The organism is Dinghuibacter sp., from assembly GCF_035492835.1.
GTDB lineage: Bacteria > Bacteroidota > Bacteroidia > Chitinophagales > Chitinophagaceae > Dinghuibacter.
The window spans coordinates 1-15,107 of sequence record NZ_DATJIY010000097.1 but is presented as its reverse complement, the minus strand read 5'-3'; the positions used below and the strand labels follow the sequence as shown (position 1 = coordinate 15,107).

General features: G+C 58.3%; 14 protein-coding genes and 1 tRNA gene. 4 read left to right on the top strand and 11 right to left on the bottom strand.

Annotated features, from left to right (window positions below; genetic code table 11):
• Positions 1-8: 8 nt before the first annotated feature.
• The 6 genes from cydB to VL547_RS09280 all read right to left on the bottom strand — a co-directional run bounded on the left by cydB (position 9) and on the right by VL547_RS09280 (position 4,840).
• Complete coding sequence (gene cydB / locus VL547_RS09305) at positions 9-1,043, bottom strand: cytochrome d ubiquinol oxidase subunit II (RefSeq protein ID WP_325577385.1); 1,035 nt, start codon at positions 1,041-1,043, stop codon at positions 9-11.
• A 34-nt stretch (positions 1,044-1,077) separates the two neighbouring features.
• Positions 1,078-2,478: a cytochrome ubiquinol oxidase subunit I gene (locus VL547_RS09300; RefSeq protein ID WP_325577384.1), complete on the bottom strand. Its 1,401-nt coding sequence runs from the start codon at positions 2,476-2,478 to the stop codon at positions 1,078-1,080.
• Between the two features lie 27 nt (positions 2,479-2,505).
• The gene (locus VL547_RS09295; RefSeq protein ID WP_325577383.1) at positions 2,506-3,771 is read right to left on the bottom strand and encodes a hypothetical protein; all 1,266 of its coding nucleotides are present in this window, start codon (positions 3,769-3,771) and stop codon (positions 2,506-2,508) included.
• A 40-nt stretch (positions 3,772-3,811) separates the two neighbouring features.
• Positions 3,812-4,207, bottom strand: coding sequence for a hypothetical protein (locus VL547_RS09290; protein WP_325577382.1), 396 nt, complete (start codon positions 4,205-4,207; stop codon positions 3,812-3,814).
• A gap of 43 nt (positions 4,208-4,250) precedes the next feature.
• A complete protein-coding gene (locus VL547_RS09285; protein ID WP_325577381.1) occupies positions 4,251-4,685 on the bottom strand; it encodes a MarR family winged helix-turn-helix transcriptional regulator in 435 nt (144 codons plus the stop codon).
• Between the two features lie 81 nt (positions 4,686-4,766).
• Positions 4,767-4,840 (bottom strand) — tRNA-Val (locus VL547_RS09280).
• Positions 4,841-4,923: 83 nt separating this feature from the next.
• Between VL547_RS09280 and VL547_RS09275 the strand changes: the two genes are divergently transcribed.
• The 3 genes from VL547_RS09275 to VL547_RS09265 all read left to right on the top strand — a co-directional run bounded on the left by VL547_RS09275 (position 4,924) and on the right by VL547_RS09265 (position 9,868).
• Positions 4,924-5,928 (top strand): GlxA family transcriptional regulator, encoded by a 1,005-nt coding sequence (locus VL547_RS09275; protein WP_325577380.1) that lies wholly within the window; start codon positions 4,924-4,926, stop codon positions 5,926-5,928.
• A 120-nt stretch (positions 5,929-6,048) separates the two neighbouring features.
• Complete coding sequence (locus tag VL547_RS09270; RefSeq protein ID WP_325577379.1) at positions 6,049-6,876, top strand: DJ-1/PfpI family protein; 828 nt, start codon at positions 6,049-6,051, stop codon at positions 6,874-6,876.
• Positions 6,877-7,024: 148 nt separating this feature from the next.
• On the top strand, positions 7,025-9,868 hold the full coding sequence (locus VL547_RS09265; protein ID WP_325577378.1) for a glycoside hydrolase family 3 C-terminal domain-containing protein: 2,844 nt from the start codon (positions 7,025-7,027) through the stop codon (positions 9,866-9,868).
• Between the two features lie 7 nt (positions 9,869-9,875).
• Here VL547_RS09265 and VL547_RS09260 read toward each other — a convergent pair whose 3' ends face one another.
• The 3 genes from VL547_RS09260 to VL547_RS09250 are packed head-to-tail and all read right to left on the bottom strand — an operon-like array spanning position 9,876 to position 11,701.
• Positions 9,876-10,313, bottom strand: a complete 438-nt coding sequence (locus VL547_RS09260; RefSeq protein ID WP_325577377.1) for an SRPBCC domain-containing protein — start codon at positions 10,311-10,313, stop codon at positions 9,876-9,878.
• A gap of 2 nt (positions 10,314-10,315) precedes the next feature.
• Positions 10,316-11,266 (bottom strand): phytanoyl-CoA dioxygenase family protein, encoded by a 951-nt coding sequence (locus tag VL547_RS09255; protein ID WP_325577376.1) that lies wholly within the window; start codon positions 11,264-11,266, stop codon positions 10,316-10,318.
• Between the two features lie 9 nt (positions 11,267-11,275).
• Positions 11,276-11,701, bottom strand: coding sequence for a hypothetical protein (locus tag VL547_RS09250; protein ID WP_325577375.1), 426 nt, complete (start codon positions 11,699-11,701; stop codon positions 11,276-11,278).
• 52 nt (positions 11,702-11,753) lie between these two features.
• Here VL547_RS09250 and VL547_RS09245 point away from each other — a divergent pair, with 52 nt between their 5' ends.
• Complete coding sequence (locus VL547_RS09245) at positions 11,754-12,146, top strand: hypothetical protein (RefSeq protein WP_325577374.1); 393 nt, start codon at positions 11,754-11,756, stop codon at positions 12,144-12,146.
• Between the two features lie 19 nt (positions 12,147-12,165).
• On the opposite strand, the gene VL547_RS09240 is transcribed toward VL547_RS09245, so the two are convergent.
• Together VL547_RS09240 and VL547_RS09235 are read right to left on the bottom strand one after the other, a co-directional pair.
• Positions 12,166-13,761: a PQQ-binding-like beta-propeller repeat protein gene (locus tag VL547_RS09240; RefSeq protein WP_325577373.1), complete on the bottom strand. Its 1,596-nt coding sequence runs from the start codon at positions 13,759-13,761 to the stop codon at positions 12,166-12,168.
• A 37-nt stretch (positions 13,762-13,798) separates the two neighbouring features.
• The coding region (locus VL547_RS09235) for a hypothetical protein (RefSeq protein ID WP_325577372.1) at positions 13,799-15,107 on the bottom strand (1,309 nt) is incomplete at its 5' end.

Sequence of the window (15,107 nt, the reverse complement as noted above, 5' to 3'; positions counted from 1 at the left end):
CCATATTCCTAATAACTCATCTCATCGAGCCTCACCTTCCCCTTGAAAGTCCAAAACACAAACGTCGTATACGTCGCGACGAGGGGCACCCCGATGGCGGCGATTACCAAAAGAATTCCCAACGTCTTCTCGGAGGATGCGGCGTTGTGCACCGTCAGGTTCCACGATTCGTTCAGCGAAGACAGCACCAGGTTCGGGTAGAGCTCGATGGCAACGATGACGAGCAGAAGGCTGATGGTCAGCGCCGAGGAGAAGAACGCCGGGAGGTATTTCTGCTTGGTGATAGAGCGGGTGATGTTGGCGATGGCCAGCACCATAATGACGGGGACTCCGAACAGCCAGACGTGGGATTTGATCTGGTGGGAGAGGTGGGGGATGTAGAGGATGGTGTAGAAGCTCAGCAGCAGCACGCAGATCACGAAGCTGATGGTCGTGTTGCGGACGATGATGGTGAGCTTGGTATATAGCCGTTTTTCCGTCTTCATGACGAGGTAGATCGCGCCGTGCATCATAAACAGGGCGAGCGTCGTGATCCCGACCATGACCGCATAGGGGTTTAGGAAATCAAATGTCCCCCCGCGGTAGACGCCGTCCTGGTCGATGGGCAATCCCAGCAGACAGTTTCCCAGGATCAGCCCCAGTGCGAAAGTGACGGTGATACTCGAACCGCAATAGCAGATGTCCCAGCACTTCCGCCACCAAAGCATGGGTTCCTTGCTCCGGAATTCGATGGAGATGGCCCGGGTGATCAGCGCGATCAGAAACAAGGTGAAGGGGATATAGAATGCGGAGAAAACGGCGGCATACACCTTCGGGAACCCCGCGAACAATGCACCCCCGCCGATGACCAGCCAGACTTCGTTACCATCCCACACCGGACCGATGGCGTTGAGCGCTGTCCGCCGGCTTTCTTCTTTATTAAAAAAAAGATGGATCGCCCCCGCTCCCAGGTCGAAGCCGTCCAGGATGGCGTAACCGGAAAAGGAGGCGCCTACGACGAGGTACCACCAGGTGGCATAGTCAAGTCCCAAGAATGTGCTCATCGTGCATGTTTTTGTGGGTTGCGTCCCGGTTGGTTTATTGTTCCGCCGGTTGCCCCTTCCCGTGACCAAAATGCTCCGCCATGTCCTTGTGCATGGAACTGTGCATCTCCTCCGTCGCCCAGTAAGGTCCGTGCTGGATCTTACGGTTGAGCAGGAATAGGAAGAGGGCGAAGAGTCCCATATAGACAAAGACGAACAGGATCAGCGAAAAAACGACCTGGTTTGCGCGCACCGCCTGCGACAAGGCGTTGGACGTACGGAGCAAGCCGTACACCACCCAGGGCTGGCGACCCATTTCGGCGGTGAACCAGCCCGCCTGGTTGCCGAGCTGGGGTAACAGTACCGACCAGACGAAAATCCAAAGCACCCAGCGTTTATTGAACAATGTGTCCCGGCGGAACCAAAAGGCCGCGATGGTCGTCAGCAGGATCATCAACGATCCTACCGCGATCATCAGGTGGTAGACTTGGAAAACGCCGTTGACCTGGCCCGGTCGATTCTCCGGCGCCGTGGCGTTAAGCCCTTGTATGGGCGCGTGAAAATTGCCATAGGTAAGGAAGCTCAGACCTCCCGGGACACCCAGGCCGTGTACCTGCTCTTTGTTCTGGTCGACCCAGCCGAACAAATACATCGGAGCGGGCGCCAGAGAATCGAAGTGCCCTTCCATAGCGGCCAGCTTTACCGGTTGATAACGCGCGACGACCTTGGCGGAGCGGTCCCCCAGGAACAATTGCGTCCAGGAGGAGACCAGCGCCACGACCAGCGCGATTCTGAAGGAGGCCTTTGCGAAATCCTGGTATTTACGATGCAGCAGGTACCAGGCGCTGATGCTGAGCACTAAGAAGGAGCCCGCGAGGAACGCACCCACCCATACGTGCAACACCCGGTCCACGGCCGAGGGGTTGAACACCATCGCCCAGAAATCCGTGATCTCCGCCCGGGCGTTCATCCCCGAACCCACGATGTGGAACCCGGCGGGCGTCTGTTGCCAGGAGTTGGCCACCACGATCCAGATGGCCGAAAACATAGAGCCCAGCGTCACCATGACTGTAGCAAAGAAGTGCGTGCGGGGTTTCACGCGATTCCATCCGAACAGGAGAAGCCCGAGGAAACCCGATTCCAGCGCGAACGCAAAAATACCTTCCGCCGACAAGGCGCTCCCGAAGACGTCCCCCACGTATTTGGAATAAGTCGCCCAGTTCGTCCCGAACTCAAATTCCATGACGATCCCCGTGGCCACGCCGATCCCGAAAATGAGGGCGAAGACACGCGTATAGAATTTGGTCATGGTCTCATAGAGCTTGTTGCCGGTGCGGAGATACATCGCTTCCATGCAGACCATCACGAGGCCGAGGCCGATACTCAAAGGGGGGTAGATGTAATGGAAGGAGATGGTGAACGCGAACTGTATCCTGGAAAGTATTTCGACGCTCATAAAACAGGAATGTACCTGCAAGGTACATCAGAAAACTTCTCCGAGGTTCAGAAATAAACCCCGCGAACCATTCAATCCAAAGGCGTAGTCGACGCAGATATTCGTCTTCGAAAACTTATTGAACTTGATGCGCACCCCTGCGCCGGCGCCCGGTGAGAAAACCTCGAAATTACCGGTGCCCGGATCGGAAAACGACTGGCAGTTAGCGAATACGACGCCGCCGATCAGACCGTCGTGCATCAGGCCAAACCGGAATTCCCCCTCCAGGTCGAGCATACTCTTTGCCCTGAACCGGCTTTGCACATAACCGCGGCCGGTATTGTCGTAGGAGTCCCAGGCGGTGCTGGGCAGGTCCAGGTATGGCGGGTTACCGGAAAGCGTAAACCAGTCATAAGTCCAAAACGCCAGCACGTTGTCCTTATGGCCAACGCTGAAGTACTTGCGTACGTCGAACAAAAGGGAATTCCAGTTCCCGTCGCTACCAAAGACCTTCAGGTTCTGCCGGTAGATCACGTCCGCATAGAACGACCCGCCTTCAGGGTTGATCGAGTTTTTGCGCGTATCGTAGAGCAGGTTTACCGCCGGCCCCGAAGAATAGGAGGACGTATTAAAGCCGTATTTGTCGAAGTCGGTAACCTCCCCCGGTTTCAGGTTCAATTGCTGGATATCGTAGTGGATGTCCAACGCCCAGCCCGGTCCGAGGTAAAGGTCTTTGGCGACCTTGCGTAGCACATATTGATAGAACCGGAGGTAGTTGTAGTCGAGGCCTACAGCGTCGTCGGGTGTCGTATGACCGCCCAGCCCGTATGTTTTCTCCGGAAATTCCAGGTACCGCCAGTCTCCGACGAAGTTGTACTTATTGTTTTTGGTCCAGATCGACGTCTGCAGCGGTACGATCAATTGCTGGTTCTGGGTGACCGTCACCGAGGCGTTGACCTGGGACATATTGGTGGTCGTGTCGTGGACCAGGTAGAAACCGGCGTTCCCCGCCAGCTCCAGTCCGATCCCGATGTCCAGGGAATATTCCACCGCCGGTGCCGCCGAGATATGGAGGCGGGGTCCCTCGCCCCCCTTCTTCAGGAGGCGTTTGTCCGGATTTTTCCCTAGTATGAGGAGACCCAGGTCGATTAGGTCTCGCTGTGTGCGGTAGTAGGCGGCATGGATGATGGAATCGCTTTTTTGCGCCGGGGCTGTCGTTTGCGTCGAGTCCGTCGTTTGTGTTGAGCCTGTCGTTTGCGCCCGGGCAGCCGTAAGTAAGGTCAGAAAGAGATATAGTAGTGATAATCGCTTCATGCGTCGCCCTTCTGACCTTGTTTAGCGCCAGGGGTTTAGCCTAGCTTTCCTTTTTATTCCTTATTTGTGTGGATTTAACGTATACTTTTTTACCCTTGTCGTCTACATAATACTTACGGTCGCTTTTATCGATGTAGAGGGTTTGACCCTTGGGGCCTTCCTTGCCCTTATAGACACGGTCGGTGACGGCGGAGGCGCCCTTGACGGCGGTGGAGGCGGTGGCGTGGCCTACGTCCTTCGCGCCTGCCGCCGTGGCACGGCCCACTTTTTTGGCGGTGGTGGTCGTGGCGCGGCCTACACGGTGAGCGGCGGTGTCGGTTTTTGTTTCGACCTTCTTGGTCGTGGATTGCGCGGATGCGGTCGCAGTCGCGGTGAGAAAAGAGCCGGCGAGGATGGATATAGCCACAAACCTCGCCGGCCTGAGAAAGGTGTTCATATAGGTTTTACCTATATGAAATCCAACAATGGTGCCGGTTATTTTAAGGGTTGGGCAATATCGAGAGCAGCTCGATAGCCCGTTGAATAGTAGCTTTTTCTTCCGCCGTATATCGCCGCGCGATCAGTTCCGTCAGCCAGTCTTCCCGTTCCTGCCGGGTCTGCAGCACCTTGTTCCTCCCCCTTTGCGTCAGGGACACCAACATTTTCCGCCGGTCCGCCGGTGAAGGTTTGCGCGAGATATAACCAAGCTCATGCAGCCTGTTCAGCACCTGCGACATAAACTGCGAGGAAATATGGAGCTGTTCCCCCAGCTCCGAAGGCCGCATCTCCGGCGCGTCCATCAGGAGCGACACCACGTTCAGCTCCGCCACCGACAACTGCTCGGGGTTGCTCAACGTCTTGCGCAACCGGCGCTTCATCTGCGTCACGAAATCACGGATGCCATGCGCGAGGTATCTATCTTCCGGGGTGGACATATTTTATAGAGTAGCTTTACAAAGTTACTTTATAAAATGGTACTTATGCAAAAAAGCCCACCGTTAGGCGGGCTTTCGCAGTGGATCCTATTGGATTCGAACCAACGACCTCTTCCATGTCAAGGAAGCGCTCTAACCAACTGAGCTAAAGATCCTTTTTCCCGCGGGGACCGGTAACCGGGGCCGTTTGGGACGGCAAATATAGGAATTTCCTACATTCGGTATAAACTTTTCAGCCATGAAGGACGGGGCGTGGAGCGCGGCGGCGGACGGGGCGCCGAGTGGGACGGCGGCGGCCGGCCGGCCGATGGCGGCCATTTTTATGTTGCCGCCGGGGGTGCACCTGCTGGACATTACGGGGCCGGCGCATATTTTTTATGAGGCGGCTTGTTATGGCGCGCCGGTACGATCGCTGTTCGGTAGCATGTATGCGGGGCAGGAGACGGCGGTTAGCAGCAGTACGTTGGCTTTTGGGCGGTTGACGCCGTTCGACCGGCTGGCGTTGGAAAAAGGGGATATGGTTTTTTTACCCGGGTTGGAGGGTACGCTGCTCTTGACGGATGATTTTATGCGGTCGGCGAAGCCCTTTCTGGAGTGGCTGGTGGCGCAGCACAAAAAGGGCGTGACGATCTGTTCGGTGTGTACGGGTTCGTTTTTGCTGGCGGAATCGGGTTTGCTCGATGGGTTGTCGTGCACCACGCACTGGAAATACGCGGAACGTTTCGCGCTCAGGTATCCGGGGGTGCGGTTGCTGGCCAACCGGCTTTTTGTGCGGGAGGAGCTGATATTCACGAGCGCGGGGGTCAGCTCGGGGATCGACCTGGCGTTGCACCTCGTCCAGGAGTTTTGGGGACCCTACTTCGCGGCGCAGATCGCCAAGGAAGTGGTGGTGTTTTTCCGGCGGGGACCGGACGATCCACAGTTCAGCGTTTTTATTCAATACCGCAACCACCTCGACCACCGGATCCATGCCATCCAGGACAGGCTGGCGCAGTCCCTCGACGAGAAACTGACCGTCGAGGACCTGGCGGAGGCCGTGAGCATGTCGCCCAGGAACCTCACGCGGCTTTTTAAGAAAACGACCCAGATCACCATCGGCGACTACCTGGAGAAATTGCGCGTGGAGCGCGCGGAGCAGCTTATCGGCGACGGGCAGACGGTCCAGTCGGCGGCGCTCCATTGCGGGCTGAAGAGCACCAACCAGTTGCGCAGCCTCCTGCGGAGGCACCGCGAGCCGCGGTGAGGGGGAGCCGAGATGACGGGGGAGACCCGGTGAGGCGGACGCGCCTATGTCCCAAAACTGCGCTCCTATGTCCTTGCCCGCCGCGTCGCACCGCGATAGCTTTGTCGCAAAGCAAAACACATGAAACCTTTCTGGCAAGCCATCCTCCTGATGGCGCCCCTGCTGTCGGCCGCGAAGATCAGCCGCGCGCAAAGCGATGCCGCCCAAAGCCAAGCCGCCGCGAAAACGGATTCCGCCTGGTATTGCCCCTTTTGCGGCGGCGATTGCGACAAGATCGCGTACGACACTCCGGGGAAGTGTACCCATTGTGGCATGACCCTCATAAAAGACTACCGGAAGACGGACACCGTGCGGCGTCTGAAGGTACTGTTCTACCTGCAGAATGGCGTCGAGGTCCTGGACTTCGCCGGGCCCATGGAAGTATTCTCCTACGCCGGTTTCGACGTCTCGGTGGTATCGAGGACGAAGGACCCCATCGTTTCGCAAGGCATCCTGAAGATCATACCGGACTATAGTATCGACGACGCGCCCAGCGCGGACATCCTCGCTTTCTTTGGCGGCAACGCCGGGGTGGCGGCGAGCGACCCGAAAGTGATGAGCTGGCTGCAATCCTCGACGCCAGGTTACCTGTTCTCTGTATGTACCGGAGCCTTTATCGTTGGAGGGGCGGGGCTGCTCGATGGCCTGACTGTTACGACCTTTCACGAAAGCCTGGACCGTTTGCAGCAGGCGGTGCCAAAGACGAAGGTGATGAAGAACGTGCGTTTTGTGGATAACGGCCACGTCATCACCACCGCGGGCATCTCGGCGGGTATAGACGGCGCGTTGCACCTGGTCGAGAAAATACGCGGCCGGGCCGCGGCGGAGCAGATCGCGGCCTACATGGAATACGACAAGTGGGTTCCCGGACAGGGGTTGGTCATGCCGGCGACCCAGGCGACGCGCTAAGCGCAGGAACGCAGGAACGAGGGACCGCGTAGCAAAGAAAGTATAGCAATGAAAACTGGCGCCGCGAGGCGCCTTTTTTTGCGCGTTAATGAATAATTAGGCGCCACGTTAGCCCCCGCCCTTTTTTTTGCAGGATATGCCCCGCTATATGAAAAAGTGGTGTCTCCTGCTCCTTTTTGGATGGAACGCCCAACGACTGTTTGCACAAAACGACTTTATTTCCGTCAGCGCTTCGTCCAACGCGACCACGGCCAGCCTGGCAGCCGACGGCAATCCGGCGACCGGGTGGACCCCGGCCGGCGAAGGGGACCAGTACCTCCTGCTGGCCCTGCAGACCCCGGGCAACGTCGGCCGCCTGCAACTCATTGCCGACGGGTTCTCCGCGGCCACGATCGGTAAATACCTCAGCGTCTATATCACCTACGACCCGATGAACCCAGGTAGCCCGGTCGCGTACACCGTCGCCGGTGGTAAGAGCCTGACGCTGAATTTCCCGGCCCAATATGGGGCGCACGTCAAGTTGTTGTTCAAATCGGCCCCGGGGGCCTTTACCATACGGGAAGTTCACATCGGGTATGTGGAGGGCACGCCCGAAAAGGCGGCCGTTTTACACGACAAACCCTGGCTCGACCCGCATCAGGGTCTCGAGCGGCGGGTCAGCAGCCTGCTGGCCGTGATGACACCGGCGCAAAAAATGGAGCTTCTTCGTGAAGGCTGGGGCATCCCGGGTATCCCCGCCCTGGGTATCCCGCCGATGAACAAGGTGGAAGCCATCCACGGCTTCTCCTATGGCAGCGGCGCCACCATTTTTCCCCAGTCGATAGCGCTGGGCGCTACCTGGGACAAGACCCTCGTGAAAAAGGTCGCCATGACCATCGGTGACGAGACCGTCAGCGCCCATACCGTACAAGCCTGGTCGCCGGTCCTCGACGTGGCGCAGGACCCACGCTGGGGGCGTTGCGAAGAGACCTATGGCGAAGACCCCGTGCTGGTGTCGGACATCGGCGGCGCCTGGATCGACGGCTACCAATCCAAGGGGCTGATCGTTACCCCCAAACACTTCGCGGTGCATGGAGCGGTGATGGGCGGCCGGGACTCCCACGACATCGGTCTCTCCGAACGGGAAATCAGGGAGGTACACCTCGTCCCCTTCCGGCACGTCATCGAAACCTATCACTGTCAGTCCATCATGATGGCCTACTCCGATTTTGAAGGCGTCCCCGTGGCAAAAAGCAAGGAGCTCCTGAAGGGCATCCTCCGGGACGAATGGGGTTTTGACGGCTACATCGTCAGCGACTGCGGCGCCATCGGCAACCTCACCAGCCGCAAGCACTACACCGCCGCGGACCCTATCGAAGCGGCGAATGAAGCCCTGGCCGCGGGCATCGCTACCAATTGCGGCAATACCTACAACGACCCGGCCGTCATCCGCGCCGCGGTCGACGGCGGCCTGGACTCGGCTAACCTCAACTATACCTGCCGCACCCTGTTGCGCGTGATGTTCAGGAACGGTTTTTTTGAGAACAACCCCGCCCGCCCGCTCGATTGGCACAAGATCTATCCGGGCTGGAATAGTCCCGAACACCGGGCGGTAGCGCGGCAGGCGGCGAGGGAAGCGGTGGTTTTGCTAAAAAATGAAAACGGGTTCCTTCCCTTGTCTCCGGACAGCGGTAAAACCATTGCCGTTATCGGACCCGGCGCGGACGACCTTCAGCCGGGCGACTACACGCCAAAGCTTCAGCCGGGGCAACTGGTTTCGGTGCTCAGCGGAATCCGCGAAGCTTATCGCGGGCGCGTTACGTATGAAAAAGGCTGTGCGTTTACCGGTTCGGACGCCTTCGATCCCCAACCGGCGCTACAGGCGGCGGCGTCCTCGGACGTGGTGGTGATGGTGCTGGGTGACTGCTCCACCAGCGAAGCGATCCAGGGTGTCGCCCAAACCTCCGGTGAAAACCGGGACTACGCCTCGCTGATCCTGCCCGGCAACCAGGAACGCCTCCTGGAAGCGGTATGCGCGACCGGTAAGCCCGTTGTCCTGGTGCTCCAGTCGGGACGGCCATACAACCTTTCTTATGCGGCCGAACACTGCAAGGCCATCCTGGTCAACTGGCTGCCCGGTCAGGAGGGCGGCCCCGCGCTGGCCGATGTGTTGTTTGGCGCGTACAACCCCGGGGGGCGGCTGCCGATGACCTTTCCGCGTAGCGTCGCCCAGGAACCGCTCTATTATAACTTCAAGACCTCAGGGCGTGGATACGATTACGTGGATATGCCGTTCTATCCCTTGTATTCCTTTGGATACGGGCTTAGCTATACGTCGTTCCGTTATTCCGGCCTGACCGCGATACAGCAGCCCGATGGCAACGTCGTCGTCAAAGCCACCGTTACCAATACCGGCCATCGCGCGGGTGACGAGGTCGTGCAGCTCTACGTGACCGATATGTACGCCAGCGTCAAGACACGGGTGATGGAGCTGAAGGACTTCGACCGGATCGCCCTTGCGCCCGGCGCGTCACAGGAAGTGTCGTTCACCCTCACGCCGTATCAGCTTTCGTTGCTCGACGACCAGATGGATAGGGTGGTAGAGCCGGGGGCGTTTAGGATCGAGGTCGGCGGACGGAGCCCGTCCTTCAAGGCGGGCGACCGCATCAAAAACAGCGTGGGCTATGCGGATGCCACCGAGGGGCTCGTCACCGGGCTGAACTACACCGCCGCGTACAAGGCCGACTTTGCGCTGACCCCGGGTGTGACGCGCGTGGAACCGGAGACGGGGCGACGCGAGGTGTCGGTTACCGTACGGAACAAAGGCAATTTAACCGACGTGGGTAAGGTGGCGGTCTATGTCGACGGCGTGTTGGAGGGGGACGAGCGCCATTTCGAACTCGCCCCGGGGCTCGAAAAGACCCTATGGATGCCCGTGAGCGGGCACGGGTCGGTCGCGGTGACGTTTGCGACGAAGTATAAGGTGGCGGTAAAGAAGTATGTGCTGCCCTAGCGATGGCTTATGCCGACGGGGCGGCCAGCGCTTTCTCCAGCTTACCGAATGTCCGCCGCCAACCCTCTTCGTAGTCGTGGGACGATTCGGACCAGACCCCGGCGTGCGTGAACGACATGTCCGTGCTGCCGGCATCCGCGGAAAGGCCAATAATCACCCGTGACGCTTGCCCGGGCTCGTTTGCCCAGTGCCAGGTGAAAGATAACGATTCATACCCGTCGACTACCTCGTAGGTCCCGAAGCAGGTAAATTCCGTCCCGTCGCCATTTTGGAAGGTGATGGCATAAGGGCCGCCCGGGCGGACGTCCATCTCCGCGGATACGCCCCTACCCCCGGGATCGGAGCCGAACCAATGCAGGATCACCGCGGGGTCGGTCCAGGCACGCCATACCTGTTCAATCGGGAAGGGCAGGTGCATGTCGATGTGGATGGTTGCGTAAGACATTATTAACACTTTGAAAAACTGACATATTGCACAAACCTGGGCAGGTCCGAATAATTGGTGCTGGCTGCGTGCGGCAGGGTTTGCCGCCAGAGGACTACGTCGCCCTTCCCACCGGGCACGGACGTGCCGGTAAGCGTACGCCGCATGGCCACATGGGCATCGTCCGCGTTGGGATAGGTTTTTATCCAGTCTTCGAATCGTCGGTGGAACCCCGGTACTACCGTCAGCGGTCCCCTGTCCTCCGGGACGTCGTTGAGGTAAACCAGGCCCTGGATGTATTGCAGGTCGAGGTTGCCGAAGTCGATATCCCAATGCAGCTGGTTGTGACGGAATTTCCAGGTTGCTGACTCCGGCGGATTGTAGCTTACCTTTTCGGTGTTGGCGATGATGTCGGCAGTGCCATAGAGCTCGGTGAACAATTGCCGGATGGAAGGGAGGGCTTTGATGGCGTTTATGCTTTCGTCCTGGTATACCTGCAGCATCAGGCCGTGCCAGTCGGGGTGGTCGTTGTACCAGGTTTCCTTTCTTGAGAGATCGACGCCGAGGCGGGTACAAATAAGCGTTATCACGGCATCGCATAACTGCGCGTCCACGAGACCGCTCACCTTGATGTATCCCTGCTCTTTCCAGGTCTGCCACTGACTGTCGGTTAACATCGCACTTCCATTCGCACCGGTCCGGATGGCATTCCCTTTGGACCACGAGGCAAAGGCCGCGGCGGATTCCCGAACCTGTTGTTCGCCCTTAATGCGTACCATCCACTCCTCCAGGTCTTCTACGCTGGTACATTGGTCGTATACGAACCGGTAGGTTTCAAATTTACCCAGACCATAAAAGCCCATCCATATGTTTTCGATGACCGGGAAGTCTTCGCTCCCCGTTGGGGCCTTGCCCGCCCGTACGCGCTGATGGTGCTCGTAGAATATGGGGAGGAAAGAGCAATGTATTGTCACGGGATCGGTTTAAGGTTTTTTGCCCCTCGCCAGCACCGTCACGGGCGTCGATGTGGTTAAGTGCCAGTAAGGCGTCAGGTAAAGGCTGTCTTGTGTGGTGGATACCCGGTTTTGCAAGTTGAAATAGGGAGGCGGAGCCCCATCGAGGTTTAGGATGGTATCGATACGCCGCGCAGTGTCGGCTCCGATTATGTTGATGGCCGTGTAAAAGGTTACGTGGAAAGCCCCCGTGGCCATTAACGAGCCGTTCTGCCGGACGGTATAGGTACTGTCGGCGGGGGACAGTCCCAAAACGATCGCCTGCGGGACATACATCACTTGCCAATTCCCGACTAGACCGGTATCCCCGGGGCTCCGGCCGATCATCGGTACGCTATTGTGGCTTTTGCCACAGGCCGTAAGCGCACAGAAGAGGAGTATCGCGAAACGTTTCATAACCATTGGACAAAGTATGCCCGGGAACCGCTGCATCGTTATCTTTATACACATGAAAATCACAGTGCTCGTCTCCCGCCTGCTCCTCGGGTTCCTGTACCTGGTATTCGGGCTCGACTACTTCCTGCATTTTATACCCTATCAACCGCCACAGCACCCGGGGGCAGCGGGGTTATTCAAGGCGGGACTCATGGCGTCGGGTTATTTTTACCCCATGCAAAAGGGTATCCAAATAGCCGGGGGGCTTTCCCTGTTGTCCAACTGGTACGCGCCCTTTGCCGCCGTCGTCCTTTTTCCCATCAGCCTCAATGTGTTCCTTTTCCATACCCTCCTGGTGCCTTCGGGCTGGCTGATGGGCGTCCTCCTGTTGCTGCCCAACCTGTTGCTGGGGTTGGGTTACCGGGAGTGCTACCGTGGGGTGTTCACCGCGAGGCCTCGGGTCTGACACGAGCTTGCTGCCGCGCTTACTGTTGCGCCTGGAAAACCGCACCCGCGGAATCGACGACACATGGCGTCGACTCCACCCCGGCATGCGTCCAACAGGTCCAGATCACCTTGCCGGTACCGGCATCGAGGGCGTAGACGCCACCGTCATTCCCGCCGACATAGATTACCCCGTGCGCCACGACGAGGCCGCCCTGGTAGAAGGTATTTTGGACCAGGGAATTGTACCAATTCTGCTGGCCGTTGGCGGTGTTTAGGCTCACCACGACGCCGGTCGATGCAAAATAGATGGTGTTATCCACGATTTGTGGCGCGGTGTATAGCGATCCTTGAGGCACCGACCATATTTGCGCACCCGTCGCAGCATTGAATGCGTAGAAGTGCTCGTAGCTGCCGACGTACACCACGCCGTTCGAAACCGTCGGACTTCCATTGAGTTGGTAAATGGGATTGGTCCAGGCTATGCTACCGTCTGCGGCATTGAGCGCATAGAGTACACCCATTTCACCGGACGAATCGTAGCCCGACACATAGACCAATCCGCCGACGGCCACCGGTGAACCCGGGGAGAGGCTGCCCCTGCTCCAATTCAGCGCGCCGGTCGAAAGATCGAGGGAATATGTCGAGCTGACAAGACAGGATGCGTATACGCTCCCGTTGTATACGCTGGGGACGCCCCAGCCGTCACCCGGCTGACTCGATTTGTAGGACCATTTTTGCTGTCCGGTGGTAGCGTCGACGGCATGAAAAGTGTTATCGACAGAGGTGCCCAGATATACGACGCCCTGGTACACCGCCGGGGTCCCCTGCCAGGGTGATGCGGCTTTAAAGGACCAGAGTTTAGCGCCGGTATTGGCATCCAGCGCGTACAGGTTGCTGTCGTTGCCGTCCCCGCCGGCCATATACAATACGCCATTGGCAAATGCAGGGCTGGTACCGCCTCCAGGCAAAGGCGTTAACCACTTGGGTCCGCCGGAGGCGACGTCGATGGCGTAAAAATTGCCGTCGTGGCTGCCGACATATACGGTGCCTTTATTGGAAAGGGTAAAGTTCGTTTTCGCTACGGCCGATTGACAATTGCTTTGAACGGCCACCTGCCCCGTCGTCGCCCCGGCCGGAACACGCGCTACGATCTGCGTAGCCGAAGCCGACAGAACGGTAGCGGGAATATGGTTGAAATAGACCGTGTCCGCCGCGGCGTTGGGGTTGAAAAAATGCCCGCTCAGCGTAATCATCGTTCCGGTCCCCGCTACTATCGGGCTGACGGAATCGATGACAGTGGGTCCTTTAGTGAGCGTTGCCGGCCAGTACAAGCTCAGGTGTTCGGATGTTACGTAAATACTCCCCGAAAAGACGGTTGCGGGTACCCTGACCACCAGCTTTGTCTGGGTGGCCGACAGGAGCTGCAGCGGCAGACTGTCGAGGGCCACCGATACGCCCTTCGGTACCGAGTCGAAATTGACGCCGGTAATGGTGATGATACCGTCGCAAAAGTCCGTTAGCTGGACGTCGGATATGTTCGGCGTCCCCGATGGATACCAGGGCTTAGGGGCATCCTTTTTTTTGCATTGAACCAGGGAAAGGATTGCGAGAGCGGTTATGAGGTACTTTTTCACGAGGCAGGCTTTCTACGCTAAATATAAAGGTCTTTCTTCAGCTTCCCAAACGATCGGGAATCACCGCCGTGCCGCCGGTATCTGGCGTCGTTGCAGCCCGCGCGGAGGGTGTTTGGCGGACAGCGCGGGCATCCGGGCTCCGGGTTCCTTGACTCCAGGCGCCCTGGCTCCAGGTAAGGGCGAACAACTGGAACAGCACCGCCGGCAACACATTCCGCTGAAGCTCGTTGGCGCCGGCCAGACAAAGGAAGAGGCCAAAGCCGATAGATACCAGTACGATGATCGCGGAGAAAACGATGGCGGGCTGGCGGATCGCTGCGCGTTTCCGGGTTGCCATGCGGCCGCGGGTGGACTTACGCACGCCGGTCGCTGCGTATACGGCGAACAACGCCAGCCCGGCGACAAGCACCCACGGGAACAGCGCGCGCAGCCAGGGCAATTCGGGCCCATAGGTATAGTTCAGGCAAGCCGCACCAAAGGAAAGGTCTGCGTACCGCCGAACGGACAGCCACGCCAACCGGAGGATATCCCGGGGGTGCTCCAGGTACATCAGGTGGAAGGCCCGGTTTATGGTCGGAATCTGGTCCTTGTCCCAAACGTTGAGGATGCGAACGGCCCGTGCGGTGGACGCATTCCAGGCGTTTCCATGAAAGGTGCCGTTGATGACCACTATATCGGTCAATACGGTAGCGATGAGCGTCCGGTCATCCGCGCGGAGTGTGTGGTCGTGGGTAAGCCGGTCCTGCAGCACGCCTTCATTGCCCGAGCTGACCATGAGCATGATCATGTTTGGTGTTTCCGCGCTTTTGCTCCGGTTGTACCGGAAGCTGAGCGCAAAACACAGGAGTGTCACGGCAAAGAGGATCAGCGCCGGCTTCCAACTAACCAGGAAAAGGAGCGCCGCCACGGGTAGCAGCCACAGCATTAGCCAGGGTTTGAGCAGGATCGCCAGGGCGCAGGTCAGCAGGCAGTAGGCGATAGTGGCCACGAAATGTTGACGGCCTCGGGGAAACATGATCTTTACCAGCAGGATAAACATCCATATTTCTGCCGGCAATAAGATCGACTCCGTCAAACAGGTACCGCAATAACTCCATATACCCGTAAAGGCCAGGTATACAAAGGCGACGAGGCTAAACCTGGTCGAAAACCAATCGCCAAAACAGAAATGGAGGAAGTACAACAGGCTTGAGAGCTCCAGCAAATAAGCCACCACGCTCATTTTAAGCCCCAGCGTACCGACCAGCCGCAGGTAGAACGGGTAAAGAAACGGCCGGAATGCCTGGTAGGCCGGGTTGAAGAGGTTCCGGGCGTCCGACAAGTAGCCGTCCGAGTCGTTGGTCATC